This window comes from Flavihumibacter fluminis (assembly GCF_021491375.1).
GTDB classification, from domain to species: Bacteria; Bacteroidota; Bacteroidia; order Chitinophagales; family Chitinophagaceae; genus Flavihumibacter; species Flavihumibacter fluminis.
This window is the reverse complement of sequence record NZ_JAKEVY010000005.1, coordinates 206,754-233,488: the sequence shown is the minus strand read 5'-3', so window position 1 is coordinate 233,488 and position 26,735 is coordinate 206,754. Positions and strand designations below refer to the sequence as shown.

23 protein-coding genes are annotated in these 26,735 nt (G+C 45.4%); 11 read left to right on the top strand and 12 right to left on the bottom strand.

The window, feature by feature from the left end:
- Nucleotides 1-2: 2 nt before the first annotated feature.
- The gene (locus tag L0U88_RS18580) at nt 3-581 is read right to left on the bottom strand and encodes a DNA-3-methyladenine glycosylase (RefSeq protein WP_234868003.1); all 579 of its coding nucleotides are present in this window, start codon (nt 579-581) and stop codon (nt 3-5) included.
- Nucleotides 582-639: 58 nt separating this feature from the next.
- Here L0U88_RS18580 and L0U88_RS18575 point away from each other — a divergent pair, with 58 nt between their 5' ends.
- Both L0U88_RS18575 and L0U88_RS18570 read left to right on the top strand, forming a co-directional pair.
- A complete protein-coding gene (locus L0U88_RS18575) occupies nt 640-1,398 on the top strand; it encodes an EI24 domain-containing protein (protein WP_234868001.1) in 759 nt (252 codons plus the stop codon).
- A gap of 2 nt (nt 1,399-1,400) precedes the next feature.
- Complete coding sequence (locus L0U88_RS18570; protein ID WP_234867999.1) at nt 1,401-2,111, top strand: SAM-dependent methyltransferase; 711 nt, start codon at nt 1,401-1,403, stop codon at nt 2,109-2,111.
- A 1-nt stretch (nt 2,112) separates the two neighbouring features.
- Here L0U88_RS18570 and L0U88_RS18565 read toward each other — a convergent pair whose 3' ends face one another.
- Together L0U88_RS18565 and L0U88_RS18560 are read right to left on the bottom strand one after the other, a co-directional pair.
- Nucleotides 2,113-2,526 (bottom strand): hypothetical protein, encoded by a 414-nt coding sequence (locus tag L0U88_RS18565; protein ID WP_234867997.1) that lies wholly within the window; start codon nt 2,524-2,526, stop codon nt 2,113-2,115.
- A gap of 29 nt (nt 2,527-2,555) precedes the next feature.
- Nucleotides 2,556-3,962 carry a M20/M25/M40 family metallo-hydrolase gene (locus L0U88_RS18560; protein WP_234867995.1) on the bottom strand — a complete coding sequence of 469 codons (1,407 nt, stop codon included), beginning with the start codon at nt 3,960-3,962 and terminating at the stop codon, nt 2,556-2,558.
- A 67-nt stretch (nt 3,963-4,029) separates the two neighbouring features.
- On the opposite strand from L0U88_RS18560, the gene bshA reads away from it, so the two are divergent.
- A complete protein-coding gene (gene bshA, locus L0U88_RS18555) occupies nt 4,030-5,166 on the top strand; it encodes an N-acetyl-alpha-D-glucosaminyl L-malate synthase BshA (protein WP_234867994.1) in 1,137 nt (378 codons plus the stop codon).
- 25 nt (nt 5,167-5,191) lie between these two features.
- On the opposite strand, the gene L0U88_RS18550 is transcribed toward bshA, so the two are convergent.
- The 5 genes from L0U88_RS18550 to porU all read right to left on the bottom strand — a co-directional run bounded on the left by L0U88_RS18550 (nt 5,192) and on the right by porU (nt 13,339).
- On the bottom strand, nt 5,192-6,544 hold the full coding sequence (locus L0U88_RS18550) for a murein hydrolase activator EnvC family protein (RefSeq protein WP_234867992.1): 1,353 nt from the start codon (nt 6,542-6,544) through the stop codon (nt 5,192-5,194).
- A 48-nt stretch (nt 6,545-6,592) separates the two neighbouring features.
- Nucleotides 6,593-7,411 carry a lipoprotein insertase outer membrane protein LolB1 gene (gene lolB1, locus L0U88_RS18545; RefSeq protein WP_234867990.1) on the bottom strand — a complete coding sequence of 273 codons (819 nt, stop codon included), beginning with the start codon at nt 7,409-7,411 and terminating at the stop codon, nt 6,593-6,595.
- A gap of 3 nt (nt 7,412-7,414) precedes the next feature.
- Nucleotides 7,415-8,347 (bottom strand): 2-C-methyl-D-erythritol 2,4-cyclodiphosphate synthase, encoded by a 933-nt coding sequence (gene ispF / locus L0U88_RS21225; protein WP_255723214.1) that lies wholly within the window; start codon nt 8,345-8,347, stop codon nt 7,415-7,417.
- A 259-nt stretch (nt 8,348-8,606) separates the two neighbouring features.
- Nucleotides 8,607-9,764: a type IX secretion system outer membrane channel protein PorV gene (gene porV / locus L0U88_RS18530; RefSeq protein ID WP_234867988.1), complete on the bottom strand. Its 1,158-nt coding sequence runs from the start codon at nt 9,762-9,764 to the stop codon at nt 8,607-8,609.
- A 161-nt stretch (nt 9,765-9,925) separates the two neighbouring features.
- The gene (porU, locus tag L0U88_RS18525; RefSeq protein ID WP_234867987.1) at nt 9,926-13,339 is read right to left on the bottom strand and encodes a type IX secretion system sortase PorU; all 3,414 of its coding nucleotides are present in this window, start codon (nt 13,337-13,339) and stop codon (nt 9,926-9,928) included.
- Between the two features lie 148 nt (nt 13,340-13,487).
- On the opposite strand from porU, the gene L0U88_RS18520 reads away from it, so the two are divergent.
- The 3 genes from L0U88_RS18520 (at nt 13,488) to L0U88_RS18510 (ending at nt 16,944) form a co-directional block, all read left to right on the top strand.
- Nucleotides 13,488-15,062, top strand: a complete 1,575-nt coding sequence (locus L0U88_RS18520) for an SUMF1/EgtB/PvdO family nonheme iron enzyme (protein WP_234867985.1) — start codon at nt 13,488-13,490, stop codon at nt 15,060-15,062.
- A 58-nt stretch (nt 15,063-15,120) separates the two neighbouring features.
- Entirely contained in the window at nt 15,121-16,407 is a 1,287-nt protein-coding gene (locus L0U88_RS18515; protein ID WP_234867983.1) for a UDP-N-acetylmuramoyl-tripeptide--D-alanyl-D-alanine ligase, read from the top strand.
- Nucleotides 16,408-16,476: 69 nt separating this feature from the next.
- Nucleotides 16,477-16,944 (top strand): DUF983 domain-containing protein, encoded by a 468-nt coding sequence (locus L0U88_RS18510; RefSeq protein WP_234867981.1) that lies wholly within the window; start codon nt 16,477-16,479, stop codon nt 16,942-16,944.
- 11 nt (nt 16,945-16,955) lie between these two features.
- On the opposite strand, the gene L0U88_RS18505 is transcribed toward L0U88_RS18510, so the two are convergent.
- A complete protein-coding gene (locus L0U88_RS18505) occupies nt 16,956-17,675 on the bottom strand; it encodes a 3-ketoacyl-ACP reductase (protein ID WP_234867979.1) in 720 nt (239 codons plus the stop codon).
- A gap of 47 nt (nt 17,676-17,722) precedes the next feature.
- Between L0U88_RS18505 and L0U88_RS18500 the strand changes: the two genes are divergently transcribed.
- The 3 genes from L0U88_RS18500 to L0U88_RS18490 all read left to right on the top strand — a co-directional run bounded on the left by L0U88_RS18500 (nt 17,723) and on the right by L0U88_RS18490 (nt 20,101).
- A complete protein-coding gene (locus L0U88_RS18500; protein ID WP_234867978.1) occupies nt 17,723-18,097 on the top strand; it encodes a winged helix-turn-helix transcriptional regulator in 375 nt (124 codons plus the stop codon).
- Between the two features lie 9 nt (nt 18,098-18,106).
- A complete protein-coding gene (locus tag L0U88_RS18495; protein WP_234867976.1) occupies nt 18,107-19,156 on the top strand; it encodes an LLM class flavin-dependent oxidoreductase in 1,050 nt (349 codons plus the stop codon).
- A gap of 72 nt (nt 19,157-19,228) precedes the next feature.
- On the top strand, nt 19,229-20,101 hold the full coding sequence (locus L0U88_RS18490; protein WP_234867974.1) for an AraC family transcriptional regulator: 873 nt from the start codon (nt 19,229-19,231) through the stop codon (nt 20,099-20,101).
- On the opposite strand, the gene L0U88_RS18485 is transcribed toward L0U88_RS18490, so the two are convergent.
- Entirely contained in the window at nt 20,098-21,120 is a 1,023-nt protein-coding gene (locus L0U88_RS18485) for a flavin reductase family protein (RefSeq protein WP_234867972.1), read from the bottom strand. The genes L0U88_RS18490 and L0U88_RS18485 overlap by 4 nt on opposite strands.
- 444 nt (nt 21,121-21,564) lie before the next feature.
- Here L0U88_RS18485 and L0U88_RS18480 point away from each other — a divergent pair, with 444 nt between their 5' ends.
- Nucleotides 21,565-22,014 carry an SWIB/MDM2 domain-containing protein gene (locus L0U88_RS18480; protein ID WP_234867971.1) on the top strand — a complete coding sequence of 150 codons (450 nt, stop codon included), beginning with the start codon at nt 21,565-21,567 and terminating at the stop codon, nt 22,012-22,014.
- Nucleotides 22,015-22,069: 55 nt separating this feature from the next.
- Here L0U88_RS18480 and L0U88_RS18475 read toward each other — a convergent pair whose 3' ends face one another.
- Nucleotides 22,070-23,500, bottom strand: coding sequence for an arylsulfatase (locus tag L0U88_RS18475; protein WP_234867969.1), 1,431 nt, complete (start codon nt 23,498-23,500; stop codon nt 22,070-22,072).
- A gap of 96 nt (nt 23,501-23,596) precedes the next feature.
- Between L0U88_RS18475 and L0U88_RS18470 the strand changes: the two genes are divergently transcribed.
- On the top strand, nt 23,597-25,063 hold the full coding sequence (locus tag L0U88_RS18470) for a sulfatase family protein (protein ID WP_234867967.1): 1,467 nt from the start codon (nt 23,597-23,599) through the stop codon (nt 25,061-25,063).
- Between the two features lie 77 nt (nt 25,064-25,140).
- On the opposite strand, the gene L0U88_RS18465 is transcribed toward L0U88_RS18470, so the two are convergent.
- Nucleotides 25,141-26,727 (bottom strand): RagB/SusD family nutrient uptake outer membrane protein, encoded by a 1,587-nt coding sequence (locus tag L0U88_RS18465; protein WP_234867966.1) that lies wholly within the window; start codon nt 26,725-26,727, stop codon nt 25,141-25,143.
- Between the last annotated feature and the right edge of the window lie 8 nt (nt 26,728-26,735).

Below are 26,735 nucleotides of genomic sequence, written 5' to 3'. Positions count from 1 at the left end.
CCTTATTTCATGTTGTACAGAAACCGGTAAGGCAGGTCCTTGTCTTCCTTCGCATAGTCGATACCGATACGCGGTCCTACTATTATTTCTCCTGGTATATACGCATCATCCCAGATACTGATAGGTTCAGTTAATGGCAGACCGGTATGAGCAGTTTTTATTCCAAGTGCTTTGGTCACCAATCCGGGTCCGCCTGCAAGTTTGTACACAGGAACATGCGCTCCTTTGCCCAGCCGCTCGCGAATAACGGCTATACCTTCAAGCGGTTCAATTGCCCGGATCAACACCACCTGCGGCATTTCTGCCTTATTGGTAACCACATTAAACAAATGATGGATACCATAACAGAGATATACATACGCAAAACCACCCGGACCGTACATAATCTCGGTTCTTGCAGTTCTTCTTCCACCATAGCAATGCGAGGCCCGATCCGACTCGCCTGCATAGGCTTCAGTTTCGCTGATCCGGCCACTGGTACGGATTCCATCGAATTCAGTAACAATGATCTTACCCAGTAAAGTACGGGCCATTTCCACTACATCGGCACCTTCAAACCAGGAAAGCGGGAGTTTTGTCATCTTTTTGCGAATGGTCTAGGTTCAAAGTAATAAATTTAGGCGCTTAAATAACCGACTATTGCTGAAAGAACTCATTATAGCATTTGAATCCTTCTACAAGGCGCATCATTTTATTGTGCAGCATAAACTCTGGAGATGGATTCTGATACCTGGAATTATTTACATGCTGCTCTTTATTACGGGCATGTATTTCTTTATCAGTTCTGCCAATGATGCCGTGAATTACCTGACCAACCTGATTGGCATTGACCGCTGGTTGCAGGAACAGAAAAGTGGGATTCTCAGTTTTCTCTTCATGATGGGAGGCATCATGGTGCAGGTATTGCTCGTGTTTTTCTATTTCTCCTTTTTCAAGTTTTTCTTCCTGATTGTAGGCTCACCGGTATTTGCTTACCTAAGTGAAAAGACGGAATCCATTATAGAAGGCCGCGACTTCCCCTTTAGTTTTAAACAATTGATGAAAGATATTATTCGGGGCATCAAACTCGCTTTGCGCAATTTGCTTTGGCAAACGGTGTATACAGTTTCTATATTGCTGCTCTCTTTTATTCCATTGATAGGATGGATCAGCCCACTGATCTCTCTTTTTGTGGAATGCTATTACTACGGTTTCTCGATGGTGGATTATAGTTGTGAGAGAAGAAAACTATCGCCGGCAGAAAGCATCCGGTTTATCAGTGAGCATAAGGGATTGGCAATTGGAAATGGGTTGCTTTTTTATCTGATGCATGCCATCCCCTTTTTGGGCTGGGTATTGGCTCCCTCCTATGCTGTAATTGCTGCTACCCTGAGTTTTCGTGAAATGGAAAAGAAATAACTATGGCCAGTGCTGCACTCGGTTCTGTTTACCTGATTCCCTGTTACCTGGATGAAGAACACCTGGAAGTGATTCCTCCTTATGTGCTGGAAGCGGTTCAGCAATGCCAGGTATTTTTTGTGGAAAACGAGCGAACCGCCAGGCGTTTCCTGAAACGAATCTGGAAGGAAATGATCATTGACAACTACGACTGGTACACCATCCACAAAGCTGAAATGGAGGTGAAGGACCAATTTCGTCAGCAGCTGCAAAGAGGAAAGAATATTGGGATAATCAGTGAAGCCGGTTGTCCGGGCGTGGCGGATCCCGGCCAGGTGCTAGTAGCAGTAGCACAACAAATGGGTGCAGTAGTAAAGCCACTGGTGGGGCCCAGTTCTATTTTATTAGCCCTTATGGCAAGTGGTTTAAACGGGCAACATTTTCGCTTTCATGGATACCTTCCGATTGATGCCGGCGCCCGCAATAAACTATTGAAAGAGCTCGAGCAGGAAAGCATCCGAACCGGATGTACGCAGATTTTCATTGAAACTCCTTATCGTAACAATGCCTTGCTGGAAGCGATTTTACAACAATGTCGGCCCGACTCACGGTTATGCGTAGCGGTAGATATTACCGGGACGAATGAAGTGATTCAGACCCGCACCCTGCGCGACTGGCAAAAAAATAAGCCGGAGCTGCATAAGCGTCCGGCTGTATTCCTGATAGGTTCCTGATTTATTCAGTTGAATGTGCCTTCGGTTTGATCACTTTCTCAGAAGGCTGTCCACTCATGGAAAGAATACTGTCAACTATGTATTTGGTATTACCTCTCCAGGGAATAGCGCCTAAGTATTCCCGGTAGTGCAGATCGAATTGCTTGCCACTGTTTTCCATCAGCGTGGTAGCAATCTGATCATTTTCTACTGAAAACTCAAACTCATAGGACTGTATACTACCAGCCATGCCTCCACGAAATCCGCTCTGGATCAGCTTTCCTTCATAGGTTTTAAAGATGTAACCTTTTTTAACCACGAAGTTCAGCTCCCCGGATTTTACCCCTTCGCCGAAGACCCAGTAGAAACGCCAGTAGAATAATCCCGCGCCGATTGCAATCAGGGCAACAATAACAATTGTGAAAAACCTTCCCATAGTGTTGATTTAATGATATATGAAAATAATCATAATCCATATTTGTCGATCATATAAATCAACAAAGCCATATTCAGGGCACCCAGATCCAGCTCTCTTTTGTTGACTGCTTCGAAAACATCGTTGCGGGCATGGTGCAAATCGAAGTATCGGGAGCCATCCGGACTTAAACCAGCCACCGGGGTTCCCAGGCTTCTGTTAAGCGGACCGATATCAGCTCCACCACCACCATTGGCAAACTGGTACACACCATAAGGTACAAAAAGAGGTACCCATTGCCGGATGCGCTCCAGTTTGGCTGCTTCCAATGTGAAGCCAAAACTGCGGGGAGTAAATCCACCTGCATCACTTTCCAGGGCGAATACATGTTGTTCGTTTTTGGTTTTTGCCTCTTTTGCATATTGACTGCCGCCCCGTAAACCATTTTCCTCATTGGCAAATAAAACCACCCGAATGGTATGGCGGGGTTTATAGCCCATGGCTTTGAATGCGCGAATCACCTCAATGGATTGCACACAACCGGTGCCATCATCATGCGCCCCTTCGGCAGGATCCCAGCTGTCGAGATGTCCGCCAACAGTGATAAACTTATCCGGAAATTCAGAACCGGTAAATTCACCAATGATATTGTGACCGGTTGCATCCGGCTTGAAATGTGCCATACTTTTATAATAGACCTGCACCGCTTTGCCTGCTTTCAGTTGGGCGATCAGCTGATCCGCATCTTTGAGCCCCATAGCTGCAGCCGGAATTTTCGGGTAGGCGGTATCGTAAGCCAGCGCCCCTGTATGTGGATGGTTGTCATTTGCACTGGCTGTAACTGAACGAATCAATACAGCAGCTGCGCCATATTTGGCAGCGCGGCTTGGGCCAGAACGACGATAGGCACCTGATTCTCCATAGGATTGTCCCACGGAGAGATTACGCGGATTAAATACATTATTGAAAATCACGATAACATCCTTCAGTTCATCTTTGCGCTTTTCGAGTTCCTCAAAATCATGAATGAGGACTGCTTTTTTCAGGAGACCGTTTTTACCTGTGCCCATTGAGTTTCCGAGAGCCAGTACATCCAAAACCACTTTCACTTTTTTTCCGGAGGCATCAGTATACTGGTACCAGGCTTCATCCTTACCACCCCGATCCCAGTGAGGAACCTGTACTGCCTGTTTCCAGACTTTGTCGGCGCCGGCAGTCTGCAACGCTTTTTCAGCCCAGGCTTCAGACTTGTACATACCAGGGGAACCGGCGAGGCGTGGACCAATGGTTTTACACAGCACCCGGAGACTTTCATACGCCGCAGGAGAGCTCAAAACATCATCGGCCAGTTTGCGGAAAAAAATTGAATCTTGCTGAAAATCAAAAGATTGTGCACGGGCTGGGATGAAACTAAGCACCTGCACCAACAGAGCGAGCAACCAAACAATTCTAATCATGTAAACGTTTTTTTAAAATTACCTAAACATTTTAATCCAGTACCTTCACAAGGAACTAAATAAAGTTATGCGTATCGGAATTGTATGTTACCCAACCTTTGGCGGAAGTGGTGTATTGGCAACAGAACTGGGAAAAGCATTGGCAGATAAAGGCCACCAGGTGCATTTCATCACGTATCAGCAGCCTGTTCGACTGAATGAATTCAACGCCAACATATTTTATCATGAAGTGAGGGTACCAACCTATCCTCTCTTTGATTATCCACCCTATGAAACAGCACTGGCCAGTACCATGGTGGATGTGATCATCAACAACAAGCTGGATTTGCTGCATGTGCATTATGCCATCCCGCATGCGTCGGCTGCCTATATGGCCAAACAGATTTTATTGAAGCAGGGCATCTCCATTCCGGTGGTAACCACCTTGCATGGAACCGATATTACCCTGGTGGGCAGAGATAAAACCTATGCGCCGGTAGTGACTTTTTCGATTAATGAAAGTGATGCGATTACCGCGGTATCAGATAACCTTCGGGAAGAAACCTACAAATGGTTCAAGATTGAAAAAGAGATTGAAGTGATCCACAACTTCGTGGATGTGGGCAGGTTCCGTCGTAAGGGAATTGACGCTTTTCGCAGGGTGATTGCACCACAGGGAGAGCGTATCCTGATGCACGCTTCCAATTTCCGCAAGATCAAACGCATTGAAGATGTGGTGCGGATCTTTGGCAATGTGGTGAAAAAAGTGCCCAGTAAATTATTGTTTGTGGGTGATGGTCCGGAGCGCCCTGCTGCAGAAAGCCTGGCGCGTGAACTAGGGATCTGTGATCATATCCGGTTTGTAGGAAAGCAGGAGCAAATGGAAGAGATCATGGCCATTGCGGACTTGTTCTTACTGACATCTGAATACGAAAGTTTTGGACTGGTGGCCCTGGAGGCGATGGCAGCCGGCGTACCGGTGATTTCCACCAATGCAGGAGGATTGCCGGAGATCAACATTCATGGTGAGACCGGTTACCTGAGCAATATTGGAGATGTGGCTGATATGAGCCGTCATGCAATAGACTTACTCAGCAACCAGGCGCAATTGGATCAGTTCAAAGAGAACGCAAAAGTGCAGAGTGATCGTTTTGATATTCACTTCATCGTGCCACAATACGAGGCATTGTATGAAAAATGTTTAGAACAGACACCCGTCGGGTAACCCGAAGGTTATCCAACGGGTGGAATTATTTACCTAGCCAAAGCTCGGGGTTCAGGTTAATCTGGTTGTCGTTGGTGATTAAGAATTCAAGTTCGCCACGGCCTCCTTCTTTTTCCTCCAGGCGGCCTATTAACTGTCCTGTTTTTACTTTATCACCTTTGCTAACCAATACGCGTGAAAGATTGCTATAGGTAGTAAAATATTTTCCGTGTTTGAGAATTACTGCCTGTACAGAGCCAATGGTGAAAATTGCAGAAACTTCGCCATCAAACACTGCTTTAATGGAGCTGTTAGCTTCCGCCTCAATGGTGATACCTTCGTTTTCATAATCAACATTAAGGCCTTCGTATTTATTTCTGCCGAATTTCATGGTAATACGGCGTGAATTCACAGGCCATGGTAATCCACCCTGATTTTTTTCGAATATATTTGAAGCAAGCTTAATTTCTTCACGTATCTCCATAACATCCGCATCGCTGGTCGGTTTAGAAACTGGTTTTTCCTCAACTGTTTTTGTTGGTGTTTTCGTAGCTGCGGTACTACCTTCTTCCTTTTTTGCGGCAGCCGCTGCTGCAGCTGCTGCTTTTCGCGCGGCATCTTCCTTAGCTTTCCTTTCTTTTTCCAATTCAGCCAATCTTTTTTTCTCAGCCGCAATTTCTCTTTTGATGGCGGCAGAAATAGCCGATTTCAATTTATTATCCTGCTTGCGTTTAGCAGTCATCTCTTTGGTAAGTTCGCGCTCCTGACTCTTGATCTTACTCACGACCGCATTTTTTTCGGCTCGTTCTTCTGCCAGTACTTTAAACTGTTTGTTCTGTTCTTCCAAGGCGGAACTCTTTTCCTTCTTACTCAGGTTAAGGTTGTTGATCTTCTGCTCTAACTGCGATTGAGTATTCGCAATATTGATCGCCTGCTGCTCACGGTAAGCCCTGTACGATTTCAGGTAAGCCATCCGCTTTAAGGCATCATTGAAGCTGCCGGCGCTGAAAATAAAATTCACGAAATCGTAGTTGCTTCTGTTTTTATAGGCGTACACCACACTTTTCTGGTACTGGATTTTGAGAGTATCCAATTCCGCGCGCAGCTTCACAATATCGCGCCAGCTTTGGTTGATATCGCTTTGAATCAGGTTGATCTGATCATTGATTACTTTGATTTGGGATTCCCGGAGGCGCAATTTTTTCTGCACCAGGTTGAGTTCAGCCAGGCTTTTACGCTTGTATTTATTGGTTTCAGCCAGCTGTTGTTTCAGCTCATCAATTTCCTTTTGAATGGCGGCCTGCTGTTTTTTCAGATCGGCACTGCTACTGGCATTTTGTGCAAATGTGCCCAGACTGCTGGCCACAATTAACAGGAGTATCCAGATTTTTTTTATCATGCTGTTCAATTGGAAGATGGAATGCTTCAAATATAAAAACTACAACGTTTACTGAATGCTATAATTTTTCGGAATACTGAAAGGATAGCTTAAACTTTCGTTAAAGGCATACTGTTTGAACTCCATCTGCACATCAATCTTGGATTTTTCGGTGAAACTCATTTTGCGATACGTTGAAAAAGCTACACCTCCCTGTCCATTATAATTGCTGAAACTCAGATCTGCCGTACGATTCCGGCGGGCATTCTGATCATCCAGTTTGATATGCTGAAGCAGATAATTATCCACTCCAATGGTGATCAGGTTTTTAAACAATTCACCCATACTCAACAGGCTGATTGTTTCTGGTCCTTTTCGATACGATACAATATTGGAATCCAGGAAAAGCGGATTACCGATAATCAGTTCCTGTACCGCATGAAAATCAAAAGGAATCTGCGCCACTTCTTCCAGGTATTTCGCCGAACGAAGCTGTACGATTTTATCCTGCTTGTTGAGCAGCTTTACACTATCTGGCGTAATCAAAATCCGGAAGGCTTCGTAACTGAAAACTGTTGCATTAACTGACAGCCAGATGACACTATCCTTTTGCATGCGTACAAATACCGTGAGGTCGGGACCCTTGCCATCTTTGTCCCAGTACTCCACTTTCATCTTTGCACTAAAAGTTTTGTAGTCTATTGTATTCTCTGCCAGTTTCCCATACACTTCCCTGATATAGCGCAGAGAGTCGGCGTGAGCATCTGCAATGATGGTTGTAACAGCCGAATCTTTTTTGGCAATTACTGTGTTGATCTTTTTGGTAGCCCGGCAACCAACTGATGCGATGCTTACAATGAGTATTGCCAGGTATGCAAATTGCTTCATTCGTTATGCTTTTCCGGTATGCCCAAATCCTCCGGCATTCCTTTCTGTTGAAGTTAAAGTTTCTACAGGAACCCAGTTCACCTGTTGAACCCGCTGCACTACCATTTGCGCGATGCGGTCTCCCGGTGCTATGACCTGTATTTCATTGGAAAGATTAACCAGGATCACTTTAATCTCTCCCCGGTAATCTGCATCAATCGTGCCCGGCGTATTGAGGCAGGTTATACCCTGCTTGATGGCCAGTCCACTGCGAGGCCTGATCTGCGCCTCATATCCTTCTGGTAATTCCATATACAGGCCGGTTGGCACCAGGGTTCTTTCAAGAGGCTGCAGACTCAGTGGTTCGGAAATATTGGCCCGGATATCCATACCTGCTGATCCGCTGGTAGCATAGGCAGGTAAGTCGAAGGAAGATTCGTTCTTAATCTTTACAGACAGTTTCGCCGGTCTGATTTCCTCCAGTAATACAGATGCATAGGCTACCAATCCCTCTTCCCTTCCCACAAATCCCATGGTTTCGGTGGTGGTGGCTTTGATTGAAACATGCTCTGTAGGGATATCCAGAATCTTCGCGATGGTTTCCTGCATGGCGCTGACATGTGGCTTAATCTTTGGCTTCTCAAGGGTGAGGGCCGCATCCACATTAATCACCTGGTAGCCTTTGGAACGGATCAGTTCCTGGCAATGGGCCAGCAATTTCTTGCTATCGATATCTTTATAAGCCGGATCGGTATTGGGAAAATGAACCCCAATATCGCCGAGTGCCAAAGCGCCCAACATGCCATCACAGATCGCATGCAGCAGTACATCCGCATCACTATGTCCCAGTGCTCCTTTCGTATGGGGGATGGTTACCCCGCCAATTACCAACTCCCGTCCTTCCACCAACTGGTGGAAATCAATGCCGAAACCGATTTTATAATTACTACTACTCATTTGAAGATTGTTACAGGTTCTCCTATGTATTGAGTTGGGTGAAATGTGAGACGTGAGACGTGAGAAGAAAACGTGAAACGTCAGAAGTGAGACGTGAGAAGTTGGAACCACTGTTCCGTTGTCTCCCGTCTCCTTTGTCTCCCGTCTCCTTTGTCTCCAGTTTCCTTTGTCTCCCTCTTCCATTCCCCCTCTTCCATACAAAAACGTCCCGCAAAGATGCAGGACGTTTCTTATAATCTTACTTAAAATTTAAAGTGTGTTACTCTCCGCTTACCTGGTCGAGGTCAAATACCAGGCTGAAGCGCAGGGTATTGGAAAGCGGGTTCTGGTTTACACCAGATCCGGAAGGAACGATATAACTGAAATTCAGTCCGAATACATTGTAGCGAATACCGGCACCCAGGGTGAAATATTTACGGTTACCCTTGGTTTTATCTTCATAGAAATAACCGGCTCTCAGAGCAAACTGATCCTGGTACCAGTATTCTGCACCAGTAGAGACAGTGAACTCACGCATTTCTTCACCAAATCCGCCGGGAGCATCTCCGAAAGAACTGAACCAGCTGCTTACTACTGATTTGTTACGGTAGTTTACCAGTCCGGCTGAATCACCCACATTTGGCGGAGTAGGCACCAGCAGTTTGTTCACATCCATTCCCACTGTAATCTTATTGTCTTCATCAAATACTTTGGTATAAGCTACTCCCAAACCGAGGTTGGCCGGAATGAAATCTTTTTGTGTAGCATCAGATGTATATCCAATCTTACTTCCGAGGTTAGTCAGGGTTGCACCTGCACTGAAACCATTTCCGGCTTCATTCTGCCCATTGTAATAGAAACTCAGGTCACCTGCAACGGCACTACCTGCTTTATAGGTATTACCATCAATGGTTTGTCCGGCTGCCAGGTTGGAATGGATATATCGCAACGCAATACCCAGACCTACTTTTTCAGACAGTTTACGGGAATAGCCCACATCAAAACCCCATTCTCTCGGGCGTCCTTCACTGAACACATTACCCAGGTTATCGGTAAACTGAATGCTTCCCAGGTTGAAATACCGAAGCGTCGCAGACAGTGCCTGGTCATCGTCCAGTTTGTAATATCCACTCATGGATCCAAGGAATACATCATTTAATCCCAAGCGTTTTAACCATGGCGTATAGGTTAAACCTACCTGGAATTTGCTGGTATTAAAAGGTGTTTTTGCCAGGTTCCAGAAAGGTGCATTGACATCCGGTGAGGTAGCAATACCCACTTCACCCATGCCGCCTGCTCTTGCATCCGGAGAAATTCTTAAAAATGGAACCGCTGTAGTTACTACGTTGATTGGTTGTACATCCTGCGCATTCACTTCACTCACCGCCATACAGCCAATCACAAACGATAAGGCCAGCTTTAGGGACTTCTGTTTCATTGTATTGAATCTTTCAAGTTTAAATCGGGAAACGGCCGGATACGGGCCCATAGAATAAAAAACTTACCCTGTGGTGGCACAGAAAGCCTGGACGTTTCAATAAATAGTTCGGGTAAATTTTTTCTATACGCGGCGAAAATAGTGATTAATAAATAATTCGTTTAAAATCTGATTAATTGACGGGCTCTTATTGCAGTCTGGCCATTTGCGGAACGCAATACCAGTCTGTATACATAGATCCCATTAGGAACCGGAAACCCTTGCTGATTCCGGCCATCCCAGTCCATGTAGGAACGGTTTCCACTGGCAATTATTGTACCGTTTATTTTTTTGATCAGTTGCCCCTGCAGTGAAAAAAGCTCAATCTGAGCCTGTATTGGCAATTGATTCTGGTTGTGCGTAAAAACAAACCGAACCCTGTCCCGGAATGGGTTTGGCCAGGCCTCCAGTGTCTCTACTTCCAATACTTCCGCAGCTCTTACCCGAAATCGAATTTCCGTTTCGGAGCTGTTATTCAACAAGTCCCATGCTTTTATCCGAAGCCGATGCCAGCCATCTTCCAAAGCAGGCAATTGAAAACGCAACTGGCCCGACGTGTAGGTATTCGCATCAGCTTCAAAAAATGCATTCAGGATAAAAGGCTGATCCTCCGCATCATCCAGTACCATGCTGATATCGTGACCAAATCCACGCCCCAGTACATTGATACCCGAAGGGTCAGACAAGCGTAACACCAAAACAGGCCGGTCGCCGGTCAGATCCCCTGACCGAAACAGGCTGTCATTCAAGTAAGCTGTAATAACCGGCCCTTCCCTGTCTGCCGGAGCCGGATCAGAACCTGCCAACACAAGGTTGCTGTAGCCGCCCTGGGCATCTGATAGACTATCCGAGGCGTAATACAATATCCTCATATTCCCTTCACTGTAATCAATATCACGTGGGATGAAAAACGCAAATTCAAACTTACCATCTGTAACAGAAACCTGTCCCCGGTAAAGCGCCCTGTCCTGAACAGTAAACCGGGCCGGCTGGCTACCCGGATCATTTCCCAAGGTAGATTTTTCATAGGGCTGATCCAATACCACCGGATACACCCATCCATTAAATCCATTAAGGGGCTGCCCGGTTGAGTCGGCAATCAATCCACTAATCCTGACTTCCTGCAGTGCTTTCACCGTATCGGCCACCTGGTTGGCAGGTTGCCCGTTAATGTGAGTGGTCAGCACCTGGTACCTGGGGAATGCCAATGTGAGGGCAGGGTCGCCCAACAACGTAAACTTGAGGTTATTAAAAAGATCCCCGGAGCTGGCGAATGTCTTGTTTTTGGCATCCCGGGCAGCTTCTCCCAGGGTCCGATACCTTCCACCCGGCAACCTCTGGAGTGCGGTCTCCATATAATTGGTATTGAGAATCCGGTTACTGTAGGCAAAAACCAGGCGGGTGGTAGTCATGAGTGCGATCGCACCGGCATTCGGTTTGGTGAGCAGGTACTCACCCAGGGAGTTAATGGTAGGATTATCAAAAGGTGCGAAATCACAGGTTGCGGTAACAAATAGAGGCAGTCGCCCATTTTGCTGCCATCCGTCCACAATGGGCTGCTCCAGGATCACTTCATCTGCCAGCCTGCGAAATCCACCGTGACCGGTATAATTCCAGATCAGTGTACCTTTTTGCATCTGGTCGCTGATGGCTTGGTTGACCTGTGGATAGCGGCTTCCTGCTGCATCGCTCACCTGGGGATACGCATCCAGGTAAATCTTTTGTTGCTGAAAGCGGTCATTCACACCGGCAGCATCCCGAGTGATCGTTTCCATATCCTGGAGATGCAGGTTTCCATCTTCATCATCGGCGATAAAAGTCAGTTCATTGCGCCAGGCTCCCCTGCGGGAGGGATCATGATAGGCAATTATCTTATCAATGTATTGATTGGCTATTGAAACTGTTGACACCGGAATTCTTCCAATGGCGATGTCCAGCTGATTGGCCTGTACCCCTCCATTGATGTTTTCTCCATCATCCAGGAAACCAAAATAGTCATCCGAAACATAAGTGCTAAGCGGGTCCAGCGAGAAACTGCTCTGAAAGGAGGGAATCCCGCCTGAACCAGCCACCACCCTGTTTTTGGGGTCAAAGGAAGCGTCTCCGAAAAGCAGTAAAAACCTTGGGCCATTTCCAGCGCTGCCACCTGCACGGTCGTAGTGCATTTTTACATAATCCCGGATCGCCGTTGGATCCGGCACACCTGCGGAAAACTCATGATAGATGGATTCCACCGGAACCACCAGGCAACTCAGCCCATCGTGTTGACGGTGCCAGTCGGCCAACCGCTGTGCCGGTTGTTCAAGGCCCTTTGAAATGATGATGAGCATATCAGCAGAACCAGCACCATGCAGATCCTGGTTGTCGACAGGTCCAACCCGGGTTACCGTTGGCAAGGCAGCAGCCGGATCAAACACCAGGTATTCCTCGGGATATTCATGCAGGTCGGTGAAAATCAGCCTGTTGCTTGAAAGTTGACTGCGCATTTGGATTGGTTCCAGGCTATTGGAAAGTTTCCAGACCCTCAAAGCTGTATTGGCATTGTTTATTTCATAGCTGGCCACTCTGCCGGGTCCTCTTCCCTCCCAGGTTCTGAAAGGAAGCGGTTGGCCAGCCCAGTCGAGCCTGCAATCCGCCAGCAACTGGAAACGATTCAGCCATCCAATGGCTGATGCATTGGAGGAAGTAAAGCGCAATGTCAGATTAGTAGCTGGCGCCGGTGTGAATTCCGCCTCCAGCCTGCTTTCTCTTGCAAACAGATCAAAACTGGAAGCGCTTACCGGGGCAATGGTATGGGTACTAAAAACAGTTCCATTGGCCAACCATTCAAAGCCAACAACGGATCCAACTGAGCGGGCTGCGACGGTGGAAGAAAACGTTGCAGTGCGACCGGCAACAGGCTGCGGCAGAGATACCGGCAATTGCAGGGCCTGGTTAGACTCTGCCAGGAAACGTTCCCCGTACCATTCCTGGCCACTGGAAAGCAGGTTAAACAGGTCTTTTTCATACCAGTAGCGGTATTGATACTCAGCAACCTGGTGTGTTGGTGATCCGGCGACAGGAGCCAGTTCTACCCTTTTTCCGGAGCCTCCTCTGGTAATATAGTAATAAGTGGTATCGGTATAGATATTTAACTGATGAGTGAACACCTGGCGAAGGGTATCTGTTAACCAATAATGCGGGCCGGCACTATAAAAGAGGAGAAAATCGTTGGCTTGTAGCTGTCCATCGCCTCCGTCTTCGACCTGGATGGCCAGTTCAGTGAGATCATCGGAATAGGGCCCGCCGGGTGCTTCTGAGAGTGGGAAAGAGGGTCTGCCATAGAGCCGCAACTGGCTGGAGGGCATTGGTAAGGAGAAACCCATCGCCTGCAAATCCGTACCGCTGATTTTATATACCCCTGCCTGTGTGGTGGCTACCTGGTACCATTGTCCGGTTGCCAGTACCGAATGCGATGAATAGCTTCGCTGTGCATTCAGCAACAAAGGCAAGGTAAACAGGTGAACCAGGATAAGCACGCGGAGGTAAAACAGCATGGTTGATCAAAAATAATATAAAGCCTTGCGGATTTAAGATTTTGGCAAGAGTATTGATTGCTTTATCTGATTATATTCGCATTTGGTCGAAGAAAATAACACAATAATAGATAAACTGTTCCGTTATAACTGTCTAAAACCAGCTTAAATGGCTATCAATATGAACTGGAAAAACCTCACAATCCTTGTATCCTGCGCCGCAATGGTAGCTTCCTGTAAAAACGGGAAGATATTTGGCAAAAAACCCGAAAAATCGGACGTAACCGGTTGGAATTATAATGACAAAAACCAGGGAGGCTACCAGGTCTCCAAAGAGAAAGAGCAGAGAACTGGTCCCGGTCTCATCTTTGTTCAGGGTGGTACCTTTACCATGGGTGCAACTGAAGAAGATGTAATGGGTGACTGGAACAATGCCCCCCGCCGTGTTACGGTGAATTCCTTCTATATTGATCGCACAGAGGTTGCCAACGTTCACTATCGCGAATATTTATACTGGATCAATACTGTATTTGATGGAGATGAGCATGCTCCGATCCGCAATGGTGCACTGCCTGATACGCTGGTTTGGCGCAGTGAGCTGGCTTACAATGAGCCGATGGTGGAATACTATTTCCGCCACCCTTCTTATAATTATTATCCGGTGGTTGGTGTAACCTGGAAGCAGGCAAATGATTTCTGTCTCTGGAGAACTGACCGCGTGAACGAGCTGGAGTTGATTAAAAGAGGTTTTATCAACGACAAGTCACTGAAGAACATTTCCGGTATTGCTGAAGAAAACTTCAATACCAAATCATACCTGACTGGTGAATTTCAGGCAACTCCTGGTAAGGCTGCCAAGTCTAAAAAGAATACGCTTAAAAACCCGAACGGCACACCCCGTACACAGGTTACTTTCGAAGATGGTATCCTGTTGCCAAACTACCGCCTCCCAACAGAAGCGGAGTGGGAATACGCAGCACTGGGTTATGTAAACCAGAATCCGCAGCCCTCTAAAAAAGAAGGTAAGCGTGGTGAAGAACTGGTTGCCAACAAGCAGGTTTATTCCTGGAACAACAACGTAAACGGTTTGCGTGATACCCGTAAAGGAAGCTGGCAGGGTACTTTCATGGCCAACTTTAAGCGTGGATCAGGTGATAATATGGGTGTTGCAGGCGGATTAAACGACCGTGCTGTATACACTGCTCCGGTTGAGTCTTTCTATCCAAATGGATTCGGTATCTATAACATGAGTGGTAACGTGAATGAGTGGACTGCTGATGTGTATCGTCCGCTTTCACTGACCGACTTTGATGATGTTGCTCCTTATCGTGGTAACAAATTCTCTACTGTTGATATCGATGCAAGTGAAAACAAACCAACCCGTGATAGCCTGGGTCGTATCAAGTATCGTATGATGACAGATGACGAAAGCAAAGATCGTCGTAACTACCAGCGTGCTGATGTGATCAACTACCTGGATGGTGATTCTCTGATCCAGGGTGTAAACTACGGATACGGTATCACAACCCTGATTGGCGACAAGAGCCGCGTAATCAAAGGTGGTAGCTGGAATGATCGTGCTTATTGGCTGAGCCCTGGTACACGTCGTTTCCTGGAGGAAGATCAGGCTAGTTCAACTGTAGGTTTCCGTTGTGCAATGGACCGCGTGGGTAGCCCTGAAGGTAACGGTCGCAAAACCGGTATTAACTACAAGAGCAGAAAACAGAATTCCCGTAAGAGATAATTTTTGAAACCTTACTTATAAAGAGTCGCTGTATGGCGGCTCTTTTTTATTTTCGTATATGACCATTCCTGAAATCTATCAACTCTTTTTACAATATCCTTCCGTTCAAACCGATACCCGGAAATTAAAGGAAGGAGATATCTTCTTTGCACTTAAAGGCGAGCATTTCAACGGCAATGAGTTTGCCAAAAAAGCCCTGGAAGCAGGTGCTGCCTATGCCATTATTGATGAACCGGCTTACCGGGAAAATGACCGCATGATTGTGGTGGACAATGTACTGACCTGTCTGCAGCAATTGGCCCTGCATCACCGGCGGCAATTCAGGATTCCCATACTGGCCATCACCGGCAGCAATGGAAAAACAACCACCAAGGAACTGATTCACGAGGTATTGGCCACTACTTACCGAACCTATACAACCGTTGGCAATCTGAATAACCATATTGGCATCCCGCTTACCTTACTGCGCATTCAGCCGGATGCGGATATGGCAGTAGTGGAAATGGGTGCGAATCATCAGAAAGAGATTGCAGGTTATTGTACCTATACAGAGCCAACACACGGACTAATAACCAACCTGGGTAAAGCCCACCTGGAAGGATTTGGTGGTGTGGAGGGTGTACGTAAAGGAAAAGGAGAACTGTTCGATTACCTGCGTGCCCATGAAGCAACAGCATTTGTGATGTGGGATGATGAACACCTGCGTCGCATGTCTCAGGGCATTGAAACCGTTATCCGGTATGGCACCAAAGAGGGTGATGTGGTTGGTACAGCTGTTCCGGACCCCGAAGGCCAGCGGGAGTTTTTACAGGTACAGGTGACCAGAGGTTCAGCTATCGGTCTTGTATCCACGCAATTGGTAGGTGATTACAATGCACCCAATGTATTGGCAGCAGTGGCAGTTGGAAAATGTTTCGGTGTTCCGGATGATGCCATCAAAAAAGCCATAGAATCTTACCAGCCCGAAAACAGCCGGAGCCAGTTAATCAGGCGCGATGGCATGCATATCATACTGGATGCCTATAATGCCAACCCAACCAGTATGCGGGCTGCGATTGAAAACTTTAAGCAACTAAAGGTTGACAATAAATACCTTTTTCTCGGTGCCATGGCAGAACTGGGTGAGGAAAGCATCGTGGAGCACCAGGGTATTATTGATCTGATTGGTAGCGGCAACTGGAAGGCAGTGGTGCTGGTAGGAGGAGATTTTGGAAAGATTACACATCCCTATATTCAGCTCCAGAACAGTATGGAAGCGCATGAATGGCTGAAGCAGCAGGATTTGAAAGACGCTTACCTGTTGATCAAAGGCTCCCGCAGTATGCAGATGGAAAAGGTATTGTAGCCAATAGGGTGATAATAATCACTTTTTCTTGGAGCTGCATCCGGTACCTTTGCAAAAAACAGGAAGGATATGGCGAAAGAATCAAATCACCCTGGCTATTTGTCAACAGTATTATCTAACCGTTGTCCCCGATGCAGGGAGGGAAAGATATTTGAATCCTCCAACCCTTATGCGTTTGGAAAGATTCTGAAGATGAATGACAAATGCCCCGTATGTCAGCAGCCCACTGAAATTGAAGTTGGATTTTATTATGGAACAGCCTATGTAAGTTATGCGCTTACTGTTGCGTTTTCCGTAGCAACCTTTATTGCCTGGTGGGTATTGATTGGATTTTCACTGGAAGACGGCGATTACAGAGTATTGTATTGGGGCATTACCAATGCAGTATTGCTAATTGCTTTACAACCGGTATTCATGCGCCTGTCCCGCTCTTTGTGGTTGAGCTGGTTTGTGAAATACGATCCAAACTGGAAAGAAAAAGAAATAGATAAAACTACCCTGGAAAGAATTATTCCCGAGCATATGGGCGACTGGTAAGTCGCCCTTTTTTAACCCGGATTGGTAGAAAAAATACTGGCCTCTTTCAGCAGCAATCTTGGATGAAGTTTCAGCTGTGCTATCACGAGTTCCGCAAAATCTTCAGGATGCATCACTCTTTCAGGATCTCCTTTGATCAGGTTGGCACTTTGTGCAAGGTCTGTTACGATGGTGCTTGGTGCCAGTGCAGTTACCCGGATATTCAGTTTTCTGACTTCCTGCATCAGGCTTTCGGATAGACCGAACACACCGAATTTGGAGGCGCTGTAAGCGCTGGTAACCGGACTGCCTGCCTTGCCTGCGGTGGAGGAAATATTGATGATATCGCCTGCTTTTGCTTCAATCATATCCGGTAATACGGCGCGGGTAACATAATACACCCCGAAGAGATTTACTTTCACCTGCTGTTCCCAGGTTTCGGGATCCAGCTCCAGGAAACCACCGAATGTTCCGGTACCAGCATTGTTGATGAGAATATCAAATTTACCCAGCTTGCTTTTCAGATCGGCCACTGCTTTTTCAACAGCAAGGCGGTTGCTGACATCTGCTGTGGCATAAGCTGCCTTACCACCTCTTGCTTCAATAGCATGTGCCAGTTCTTTTACATCTTTTTCCGTCCTGGCCAGCAAACCCAGGTGAACACCTTCTGCTGCCAGCGCCAATGCGATGGCCTTGCCAATTCCCTTACCAGCCCCTGTAACCAGGGCGGTCTTATTTGTTAATGACTGCATAATAGTTACTTTAAGTAACCAAAGCTACTTAACTTTGCAGGAAGCAATTGTTAAATCGAAAAAAAATAGAAGCGGTTTGTCCGGTTAAGGACATCATGGCCCGTTATGGCGACAAGTGGACCATGCACAGCATCCTGTTGCTTGGCAAGCATGGTACCCTGCGGTTTTCAGAGCTTAAATCCTCCATCGAAGGAATCTCTCAACGCATGCTTACGGTAACATTGAGGGCCTTGCAGGAAGATGGTTTAGTAAAGCGAACTGTTTATGCAGAGCGACCACCGCGCGTGGAATATGCACTGACTCCCCTGGGAGAAAGCCTGCTCGAACAACTGGTACTGTTATCGGAATGGGCACATGCGCACCTGGATGAAATCCAGAAAGCCCGCAAACAATTTGCCCGCAAGGAAAAACAAAAAATATAAAATAGAGGTATGGAAATAGGAATCTGTTCATTTGCTGATCTCGGAACTCATCCAATCACCGGGGAGTCGGTTTCAGCACAACAGCGATTGAAAGATTTACTGGAAGAAATTGAACTGGCTGATCAGCTGGGGCTGGATGTATTTGCTATAGGAGAACATCATCGCCCGGATTATGCTGTCTCCTCTCCCACTACTGTGCTGGCGGCAGCGGCAGTAAAGACCAAACGAATCAAATTGTCATCAGGAGTAACGGTATTAAGCTCTGAGGATCCCGTGCGGGTTTATCAACAGTTCGCTACGGTGGATCTTTTGTCGGATGGACGGGCTGAGATCCTTGCGGGACGCGGATCTTTTATTGAATCCTTTCCCTTGTTTGGCTACAACCTGAAAGATTACGATGCGCTCTATGCAGAGAAACTGGAAATGCTGGTGCGTATAAATGAAGAAGAGAAAATACGGTGGGAAGGCAAACTAACCCAGACCATACCTAACAGGGGTGTATACCCGAGAGCTGCACAGGAGCGCTTACCTATATGGGTGGCGGTTGGCGGAACACCGGAATCAGTGGTTCGGGCAGCTGAGTATGGATTACCGATGACATTAGCTATCATAGGCGGACAGCCGGCTCAGTTCAAACCCTATGCACAACTATACCGCGACCGGTATGTACAGGCAGGGCATGATCCGGCCAAACTGCAACTGGCAGTGAACTCACATACATATATAGCCGAAAATTCGCAACAGGCGCTCGACGAATTCTTTCCGCCCTATGCGGATGTGATGACGCGGATTGGAAAAGAAAGAGGTTGGCCAGGATTATCCAGGTCCCAGTATGATGCATCCGCAGGAAAACAGGGTGCTTTACTGGTGGGTAGTCCGCAGCAGGTAATTGATAAGATACTGTATGAGCACGAATTATTTGGGCATACCCGGTACCTGGCGCAGATGTCTATCGGAGCGCTTCCTCATAAACTGGCTATGAAATCCATTGAACTGCTGGGCACCAAAGTGGCGCCGGTAGTAAAAAAAGCATTGCAATCGGTCCCAAATCCGCAATAAAATCATCGGCTTGCGTAATTGACTGGTATTTCCTAACTTGAGAGTGCGGATTACCAACCAAAACTGCTTGCCATGCTATTCGATCGTGAAACCGGATCCTGCAAAAAAATTCTCAATTTCAAACAATTGGGATTTGAAGATTTACAGATCCTTGGAAAATACAATTACAATAAAGCGGAAGAAAAACTTCCCAATCATGTGCATAATGGCATGATTGAAATCTGTTATTACGACAAGGGCAGCCAGTATTTTGAAGTAAATGGAAAACAATTCCTGGTAAAAGGCGGGGATGTGTTTATTCATTATCCGGGTGAAGTACATGGCTCTGGTGGTCATCCGGAAGAAAAGGGATGCCTGTACTGGATCCTGATCAAACTGGACAGATCTATTCCCAATAATCTGGTGAAATTATGCAACCTGATCATTGATCGGAAACGGCGCCATTTCCGTGGCAGTAAAGACATCAAACGGGTATTGGAAGATATTTATACCATTGCAGCCAATCCGGAAGATGAGGACATCAAAAGAATCCGGATTCACCTGGAGATACAGCAATTGTTGCTATGTCTGCTGGATCGGATCGATTGCCAGGCGAAAGAAGCTGAAAACGAACGATTGAATAAAGTACTCCAATTTATAGATGCCAAACTCACGGAAAATCCTTCTGTATCTGAACTGGCCCGTGAAATGAACTTATCTGAGTCAAGATTTAAAAATTTATTTAAGGAGCTAACCGGTTTTACGCCGGCGGATTATATGCAGCGAAAAAAGATTGAGTTAGCACAACGAAAAATCGTAGCAGATCCTGCCCTGAATTTAACCGAGCTTGCTTATGAACTGAATTTTTCCTCCCCGCAATATTTCAGTACGGTATTCAAAAAATACACAGGAGAATCACCGGGAGCAATACGTGTGAAGAATTCATTGCTGGAGCTGCTGTATTAAACCTGCACCTCGATATCGCCACCAATTGGGTAGGCCTGGCAGCATAGGAAACGGCCTGCACTTACTTCTTCCTCCATCAGCACTTCATTGTAAGCCATCCATACTTTTCCTTTGGTGCAGGTAGCAACACAACTACCGCATCTCCCGGATTCGCAGCTGTAAGGCATTGGGATACCGGCTGCTTTGGCTGCCATCAGGATGGAAACAGGATATTGAACTGTTAAGCGATGCTTTTGATCCTTGAAATCAAAATGCACTGTATGTGAATCGGTATCAGGAGGAACCGGTTTTTTCATACGGGGCAGAGTACTGAATTGCTCCTTATGAATCTGCTGGATTTTTATGTCTTCACTTAACAGGGTGAGTTGAACCATCTGCATATAGTCCCATGGACCACAAACATAAAATTGAAGCAGGGATTTCTCTGATTTACGGTATTGCTCCAGCAGTTGGGGAAGCAACCATTTACCAAGGCGACTGTTGTAAACATCAAAGAGATTACTAAAGAGGAAACGAATGTCGAACCGGAATTTGAATCGTTCTTTTAATTCAAGCAGTTCATTATAAAAAATAGTTGACTCCTGATCGCGATTACTATAGATCAGCACGATTCTACAGGAGGAAGTATACAACAAGGTTTTGATGAGAGAAAAGCAGGGCGTAATCCCGCTACCAGCAGCAAAGAAAAAAAATTGTTGTCCCGGATTGATTTGTTTTGGAAGTGTGAACAAGCCGCTTATAGCACTAGCCTGCAATTGGTCACCAGGCAGCGACAGTTCTACCAGCTTTCTAGAAAATTCTCCATTGGTGATTTTTTTGATTGTAATGGTTGGTGCATCACCGGCTGCTGGTGAAGAAGAAAATGAATAACTTCTCCTCTTTTCACCAAATGGCGTTGAAAAAATGAGCGTGATAAATTGTCCGGGTTCGTAAACTATGGGAGTTCCATCTGCCCTGGCAATTGAAAGACTCACTGCATCCCTTGTTTGCTGAATTCTTTTCTGTATAATGAGTTCCATGAAATCACTACCTGTAATCGGTATACAAGAATACAAAAATAAACAGGGTAAAGTTTAATAACAGTGATGCATAAACGAATTGTAAAATCGGCTTTAGGATCCTTTTCCGGCTGATATTTCATTCGTAAAACATCCATTTTGGGGTGACTGAGAAATCGTTCTGATACCTCGGAAAAGTGATTAAAAACTTAGCGAAAAGCCGGGACAGGAGTGCAAAGAAGGGCGCTATCACAGGGGAAGAAAGCAGCAAATTGTCAAAAAAACAGTTCCTTCCCTAGGGGAAATGACCAATTTTTGGTGTTTTCCCCGGTGAAAAGGCCCAAAAAAGGGGCGTTTTCCCCAAAATAGAGGGTAACTTATTAACACCCGAGGGAGAACAGGTAACAATCTGCTTTTAATGCCTAAATTGTTCCGGTAAACAAAAATCTTATAAAATAGACCGTCATGGCCAAAGCAACCAAAAAAGCCGCCGCAAAAAAGGCCGCACCAAAGAAAGCTGCCGCTAAAAAAGCTGCTCCTAAAAAAGCTGCTGCGAAGAAAGCTGCTCCTGCAAAGAAAGCTGCAAAGAAAGCCGCTCCTGCAAAAAAAGCTGCTCCTAAGAAAGCTGCTAAAAAAGCTGCTCCCAAAAAAGCTGCTAAAAAGCGCACTCCCAATGCAGCCTTTATGGCACCTTTAACTCCGAGTGCAGCACTGGCTGATGTAATTGGCGCCAAGCCTGCTTCCCGCCCGGACATCACCAAGAAGATTTGGGATTACATCAAAAAGAACAAACTTCAGGACAGCACCAACAAACGCATGATCAATGCGGATGCAAAACTGAAAACGCTCTTCGGGGGCAAAAATCAGATCTCTATGTTTGATCTGGCAAAAATCGTGAGTGCTAACGTGAAATAATTTTCACCGAACACTTGTTAAACCATAACCTGCTTAGTGCCGGTTATGGTTTTTTTTATTTTATCTGGAAAGCAGGATTGCTGGCAGGTTTACGAAGCTTTTCCATTTCAGCTTCCAATTCTTTTACTAACTGCTGATTAGCAGAAGATAAATTCTTGTTTTCTCCCGGATCTGTTTCCAGGTTGTATAATTCAGTGCGAACCGGATTCACACCCTGGTAGTAACGAATGGCCTTCCAGTTTCCCTTACGTACAGCCTGTTTATACCCCTGCTCATAGAACTCCCAGTAAAAGGGCCTGTTCTGCATCTTTTTCAGTAGCGATTGCCTGGCTTTGTTCAACCAAACCGGTGCCAACGAAATTCCATCCGTATCCGGCACCTGTATTCCGGCCAGCGAACAGAAAGTGGAAACGATGTCCCAGTTGGCAGCTGGCAGATCGGTGCTGGTTCCGGCTTCAATTACACCCGGCCATTGAACAATAAAAGGCACCCTGATACCACCTTCATATAAATCTCTCTTTATGCCTTTTAAAGGTCCACTGCTTTTAAAATAGTCCATTGCGTCTGACCGTTTTCTGCCACCTTCCTGGTGGGTACCATTATCACTGGTAAAAATAATAATGGTATTATCCGTCAGTCCAAGTTTGCTGACTTCATCCACTACTTTTCCAACATAGGAATCCATTTGAGTAATCATGGCTGCATAAGCAGCCTTTGGAAAAGCTTGTGGACCATAATGTTGCCCGGGTGCGTGTGCTGTTTCAGGAGCAAAAAGACTCTCCCCGTTAGCATTTAGATAGGGTCGCAAGAATTGATCCGGTACCACCAGTTCGGCATGTGGAAGCGTGAAGGAGAGATACAGAAAAAAAGGACGATCCTTTTCATTCCGGATAAAATTCAATGCTTCATTCGTAAACCATTCATTGGCATATTGGCCACCGGGAATACGAATCTTATTCAGTTGATTTCCCTGAATCTGCCAGGCAGAATCCGGATGCTGGTAGTGGCCTTCCACATGATGTACATGACCTGAAAAATAATCCCATCCGCGCTGTTCAGGTGAACCACTGGTAGTGGGCAGTCCTAATCCCCATTTGCCCATCATTCCATTCACGTATCCCTTTTCTTTCAGATACTCCGGAAGTATTTTTTCTTCTTTCGGAAGCGGGAACTCACCATTACCCCTAACCGAAACATGACCGGTATGCAAGCCTGTAATAAGTGCTGCCCTGGAGGGAGCGCATACCGTACTACCGGCATAAAAACTTGTGAATTTTTTTCCTCTCACCGCCAATTGGTCAATGTTAGGGGTTTTGATTTTTGTCTGACCATAACAACCCAGGTCGCCATATCCAAGATCATCTGCCAGGATATAAATAATATTGGGAGGCTGATTTTTTTGCTGTGCAACAGTCGAAAATGAAATCAATAAAAGCACCATCAGAAACAGTAATTCGTTTGTGAATAACCGTGAATTATTTTTCATATTAAAAAATTAAAAGAATAAATATATTTTTTTAGCAATATCCCTGAAATGCTTATCCAGACTGATTTTTAAGTATCTTCAATCAAATTAAACAATATGCGAAAATTAAATTTTTCTTTACTTTTCGGTTGCGCCATATTGGTATCTTTCAACCCGAAAAAAAGGCTAACGGATCTGCCTCCTGATCCTGCAAAACCAAACATTGTACTGATCTTCATGGATGACATGGGTTATGGAGACCCTGTTTGTTATGGAGGTGGTCCATACCAAACTCCTAATATCGACAAACTAGCCCACAATGGTATCCGGTTCACCAACTTTTATTCAGCACAGGCTGTATGTACTGCATCTCGTAGTGCATTACTTACCGGTTGTTATCCAACGCGCATCGGAATATCGGGTGCTATTAATCATACATCCAAAATTGCGCTCAACTTAAACGAAGAGACTATACCTGAATTATTAAAAAGAGCCGGATATAAAACAGGTATGGTTGGTAAATGGCATTTGGGTCATAAAGAACCTTATCTTCCTCTTCAGCATGGCTTCGATGAATACCTGGGTATTCCTTATTCCAATGATATGTGGCCCGTTCATTATGATGGCAAACCATGGACTGATACTAGCAGTTTTCGTTCCACTTATCCCCAATTGCCTTTAATCGAAGGAAATAAACCAATTGAATTCATACGTACATTGGAGGATCAGGCAACTTTAACTCGGCGGTTTACAGAACGTGCCAACCAATTTATTAAAGCAAATAAAAAATCTCCCTTTTTCCTGTATCTGGCACATCCAATGGTCCACGTTCCGATTGCCGCCAGTGAGCAATTCAGAGGGAAAAGCAAGGGTGGATTGTTTGGCGATGTCATGGAAGAAGTGGATTGGTCGATTGGCTCCATTATGCAAACATTACAGGAAAACAAACTCCTCGAAAACACACTGATCATATTTACCAGCGACAATGGTCCATGGCTGACTTTTGGGAATCATGCAGGAAATACGTCCGGCTTGCGTGAAGGCAAAGGCACAGCCTGGGAAGGTGGAGTGAAAGTTCCCTGTATAATGAGTTGGAAAGGGAAATTACCTGAAGGTATAGTTAGCAACCAGCTAACTACCACCATGGACATCCTTCCTACATTGGTTAAATTCTGCAGTGCACCATCACCTAGCCAAAAAATTGATGGCATTAATCTTTCGGAAATGTTACTAGGGCGTTCAAAGGAAAGTGGCAGAAAGGAATTTGTTTATTACTACGACAAAAACAATTTGAAGGCTATTCGAAATGAACGTTTCAAACTGGTGTTCCCTGCAAATTCTCAAACCTATGGTCCTCCCGCTTTTCCAAATTTAAATGGATTCCCGGGCAAATATGGTACTGACTCGGTTAAACTGGCATTGTATGATCTCTGGACAGACCCTGGAGAAGACCGGGATGTACAACAACTTTACCCGGAAGCAGTTAACGAATTAAATCAAAGAGCTGACTACTATCGCAGAACATTGGGTGATGGTCTAACACAAACACCCGGTTTAGAAGTTCGGCCTGCTGGAGCAATGTGAATACATCAGAATATCAGTTATTGAGAAAAATAGAAGCTGGTACCGGTTGGGTACCAGCTTTTTTATATCTGATTTTCTTACCAGCCAGGATTTTGACCCAATGCTGGATTGAGTGCTGTTTCTTTTTGTGGAACAGGCCATATATAATGTTTGGCCGGATCAAATACACGGGTTACACTTGGAACTTCAATTGTAACCGGGTTCCCATTTTCGAAATAGGTAATTCCATAAACCGGTCCACGCATTACCTGTTCACCAATTTTCCAGCGCCGTATATCAAATAATCTCCAACCCTCAAATGCAAGTTCAATCGTCCGTTCTCTACGAACAATTTTTCTTAATTCATCCTGTGACAAACCTGCTTGCAATTCAGGAAGTCCAACGTCAGGTCGAGTTCTGATAGCATTAATTGCATCGTAAACTGATGCATCCAGCTGGTTTAATTCAATTTTCGCTTCCGCATAGGTCAACAATACTTCAGCATAGCGCAACAAAATGAAATTTAAGCCACTCGCTCCCGGGGTTTGAAGATCTTCAGCTACAACGTATTTCTTAAGAGAATATCCTGTACTGGTATTGTATTGCGTTTTACCTACTTCATCTGCTCCACCTTGTCCGGGTACAGGCTTGAACAATATACCGCTTGGCAATGGATCTCCATCCAGATACATAGTATATCGCATTCTTGGATCACGATTTAAATATGGCTGCATCGGGTCAAATCCAGCATCCGGATCGGTAATTTCCTTTCCATTTTTCATAGTATACAAATCTGCCAGAGCTTTGGTAGGAACAAAATTACTACTACTATTCCGCTGGCTATAGGGGCCCATATAGGCAAATGAATTGTGCGTTAGTGTACCAGCCAGAAATTGCTTGTCAAATACTACTTCTTTGCTATTTTCCATTGCATAAGTAAATAGCTTACCATATTCATCAACAAGCCCATAAACGTTTAAATCAATGACTGCTTTTGCAGCTTCAGCCGCCTGTGCAAAATCCCCCGACCACAGGTGAGCACGAGCTTTTAACGCAAGGGCGGCCCCTTTGGTAATACGGCCTTTTTCGGCTGTTGGATAAGAAGCAGGCAATGCGCTTGAAGCAGCGGCCAATTCAGTTGAAATAAATTCATACACATCTGCCTGTGAAGTACGTGCAATAGACAGACCTTCTGCTGCTGTTATAGGATTTGTAATCAAAGGGACGTCGCCATACAAACCAGTTAATTTGAGGTAATAATAAGCGCGTAATACTCTTGTTTCTGCTTTTAACCGATCGAGCAGTGCAGTGTTGGTTGTGGTTATTTTATCAATATTAGCCAATACATCATTAGCCAGAAAAATCCCACGAAATCCGTTTTGCCATTCTGTTTGAATTCTGGAATGAGAAGCATCGTAGGTTCCATTTTCAATATTGAACTCTACTGTGAACGTAGTATTGGTATGGCCAATATCAGAGACGCCATCTAATACAAAAAGATTTACTGCATCCAATGCAGAGTACACCGAATTAACACCATAAATAGCATCTGATTCAGTTCTCCAATAAATGGCAGAAGAAACCCTGTCGTTTGGTATCGTTTCCAGAATATCTTTTTTACAGGAGCTCATTATCCCTGAAAAAAAGAAAAGTGATAGTATTGTAAAGTTGGTAAGTTTTTTCATAATTAATC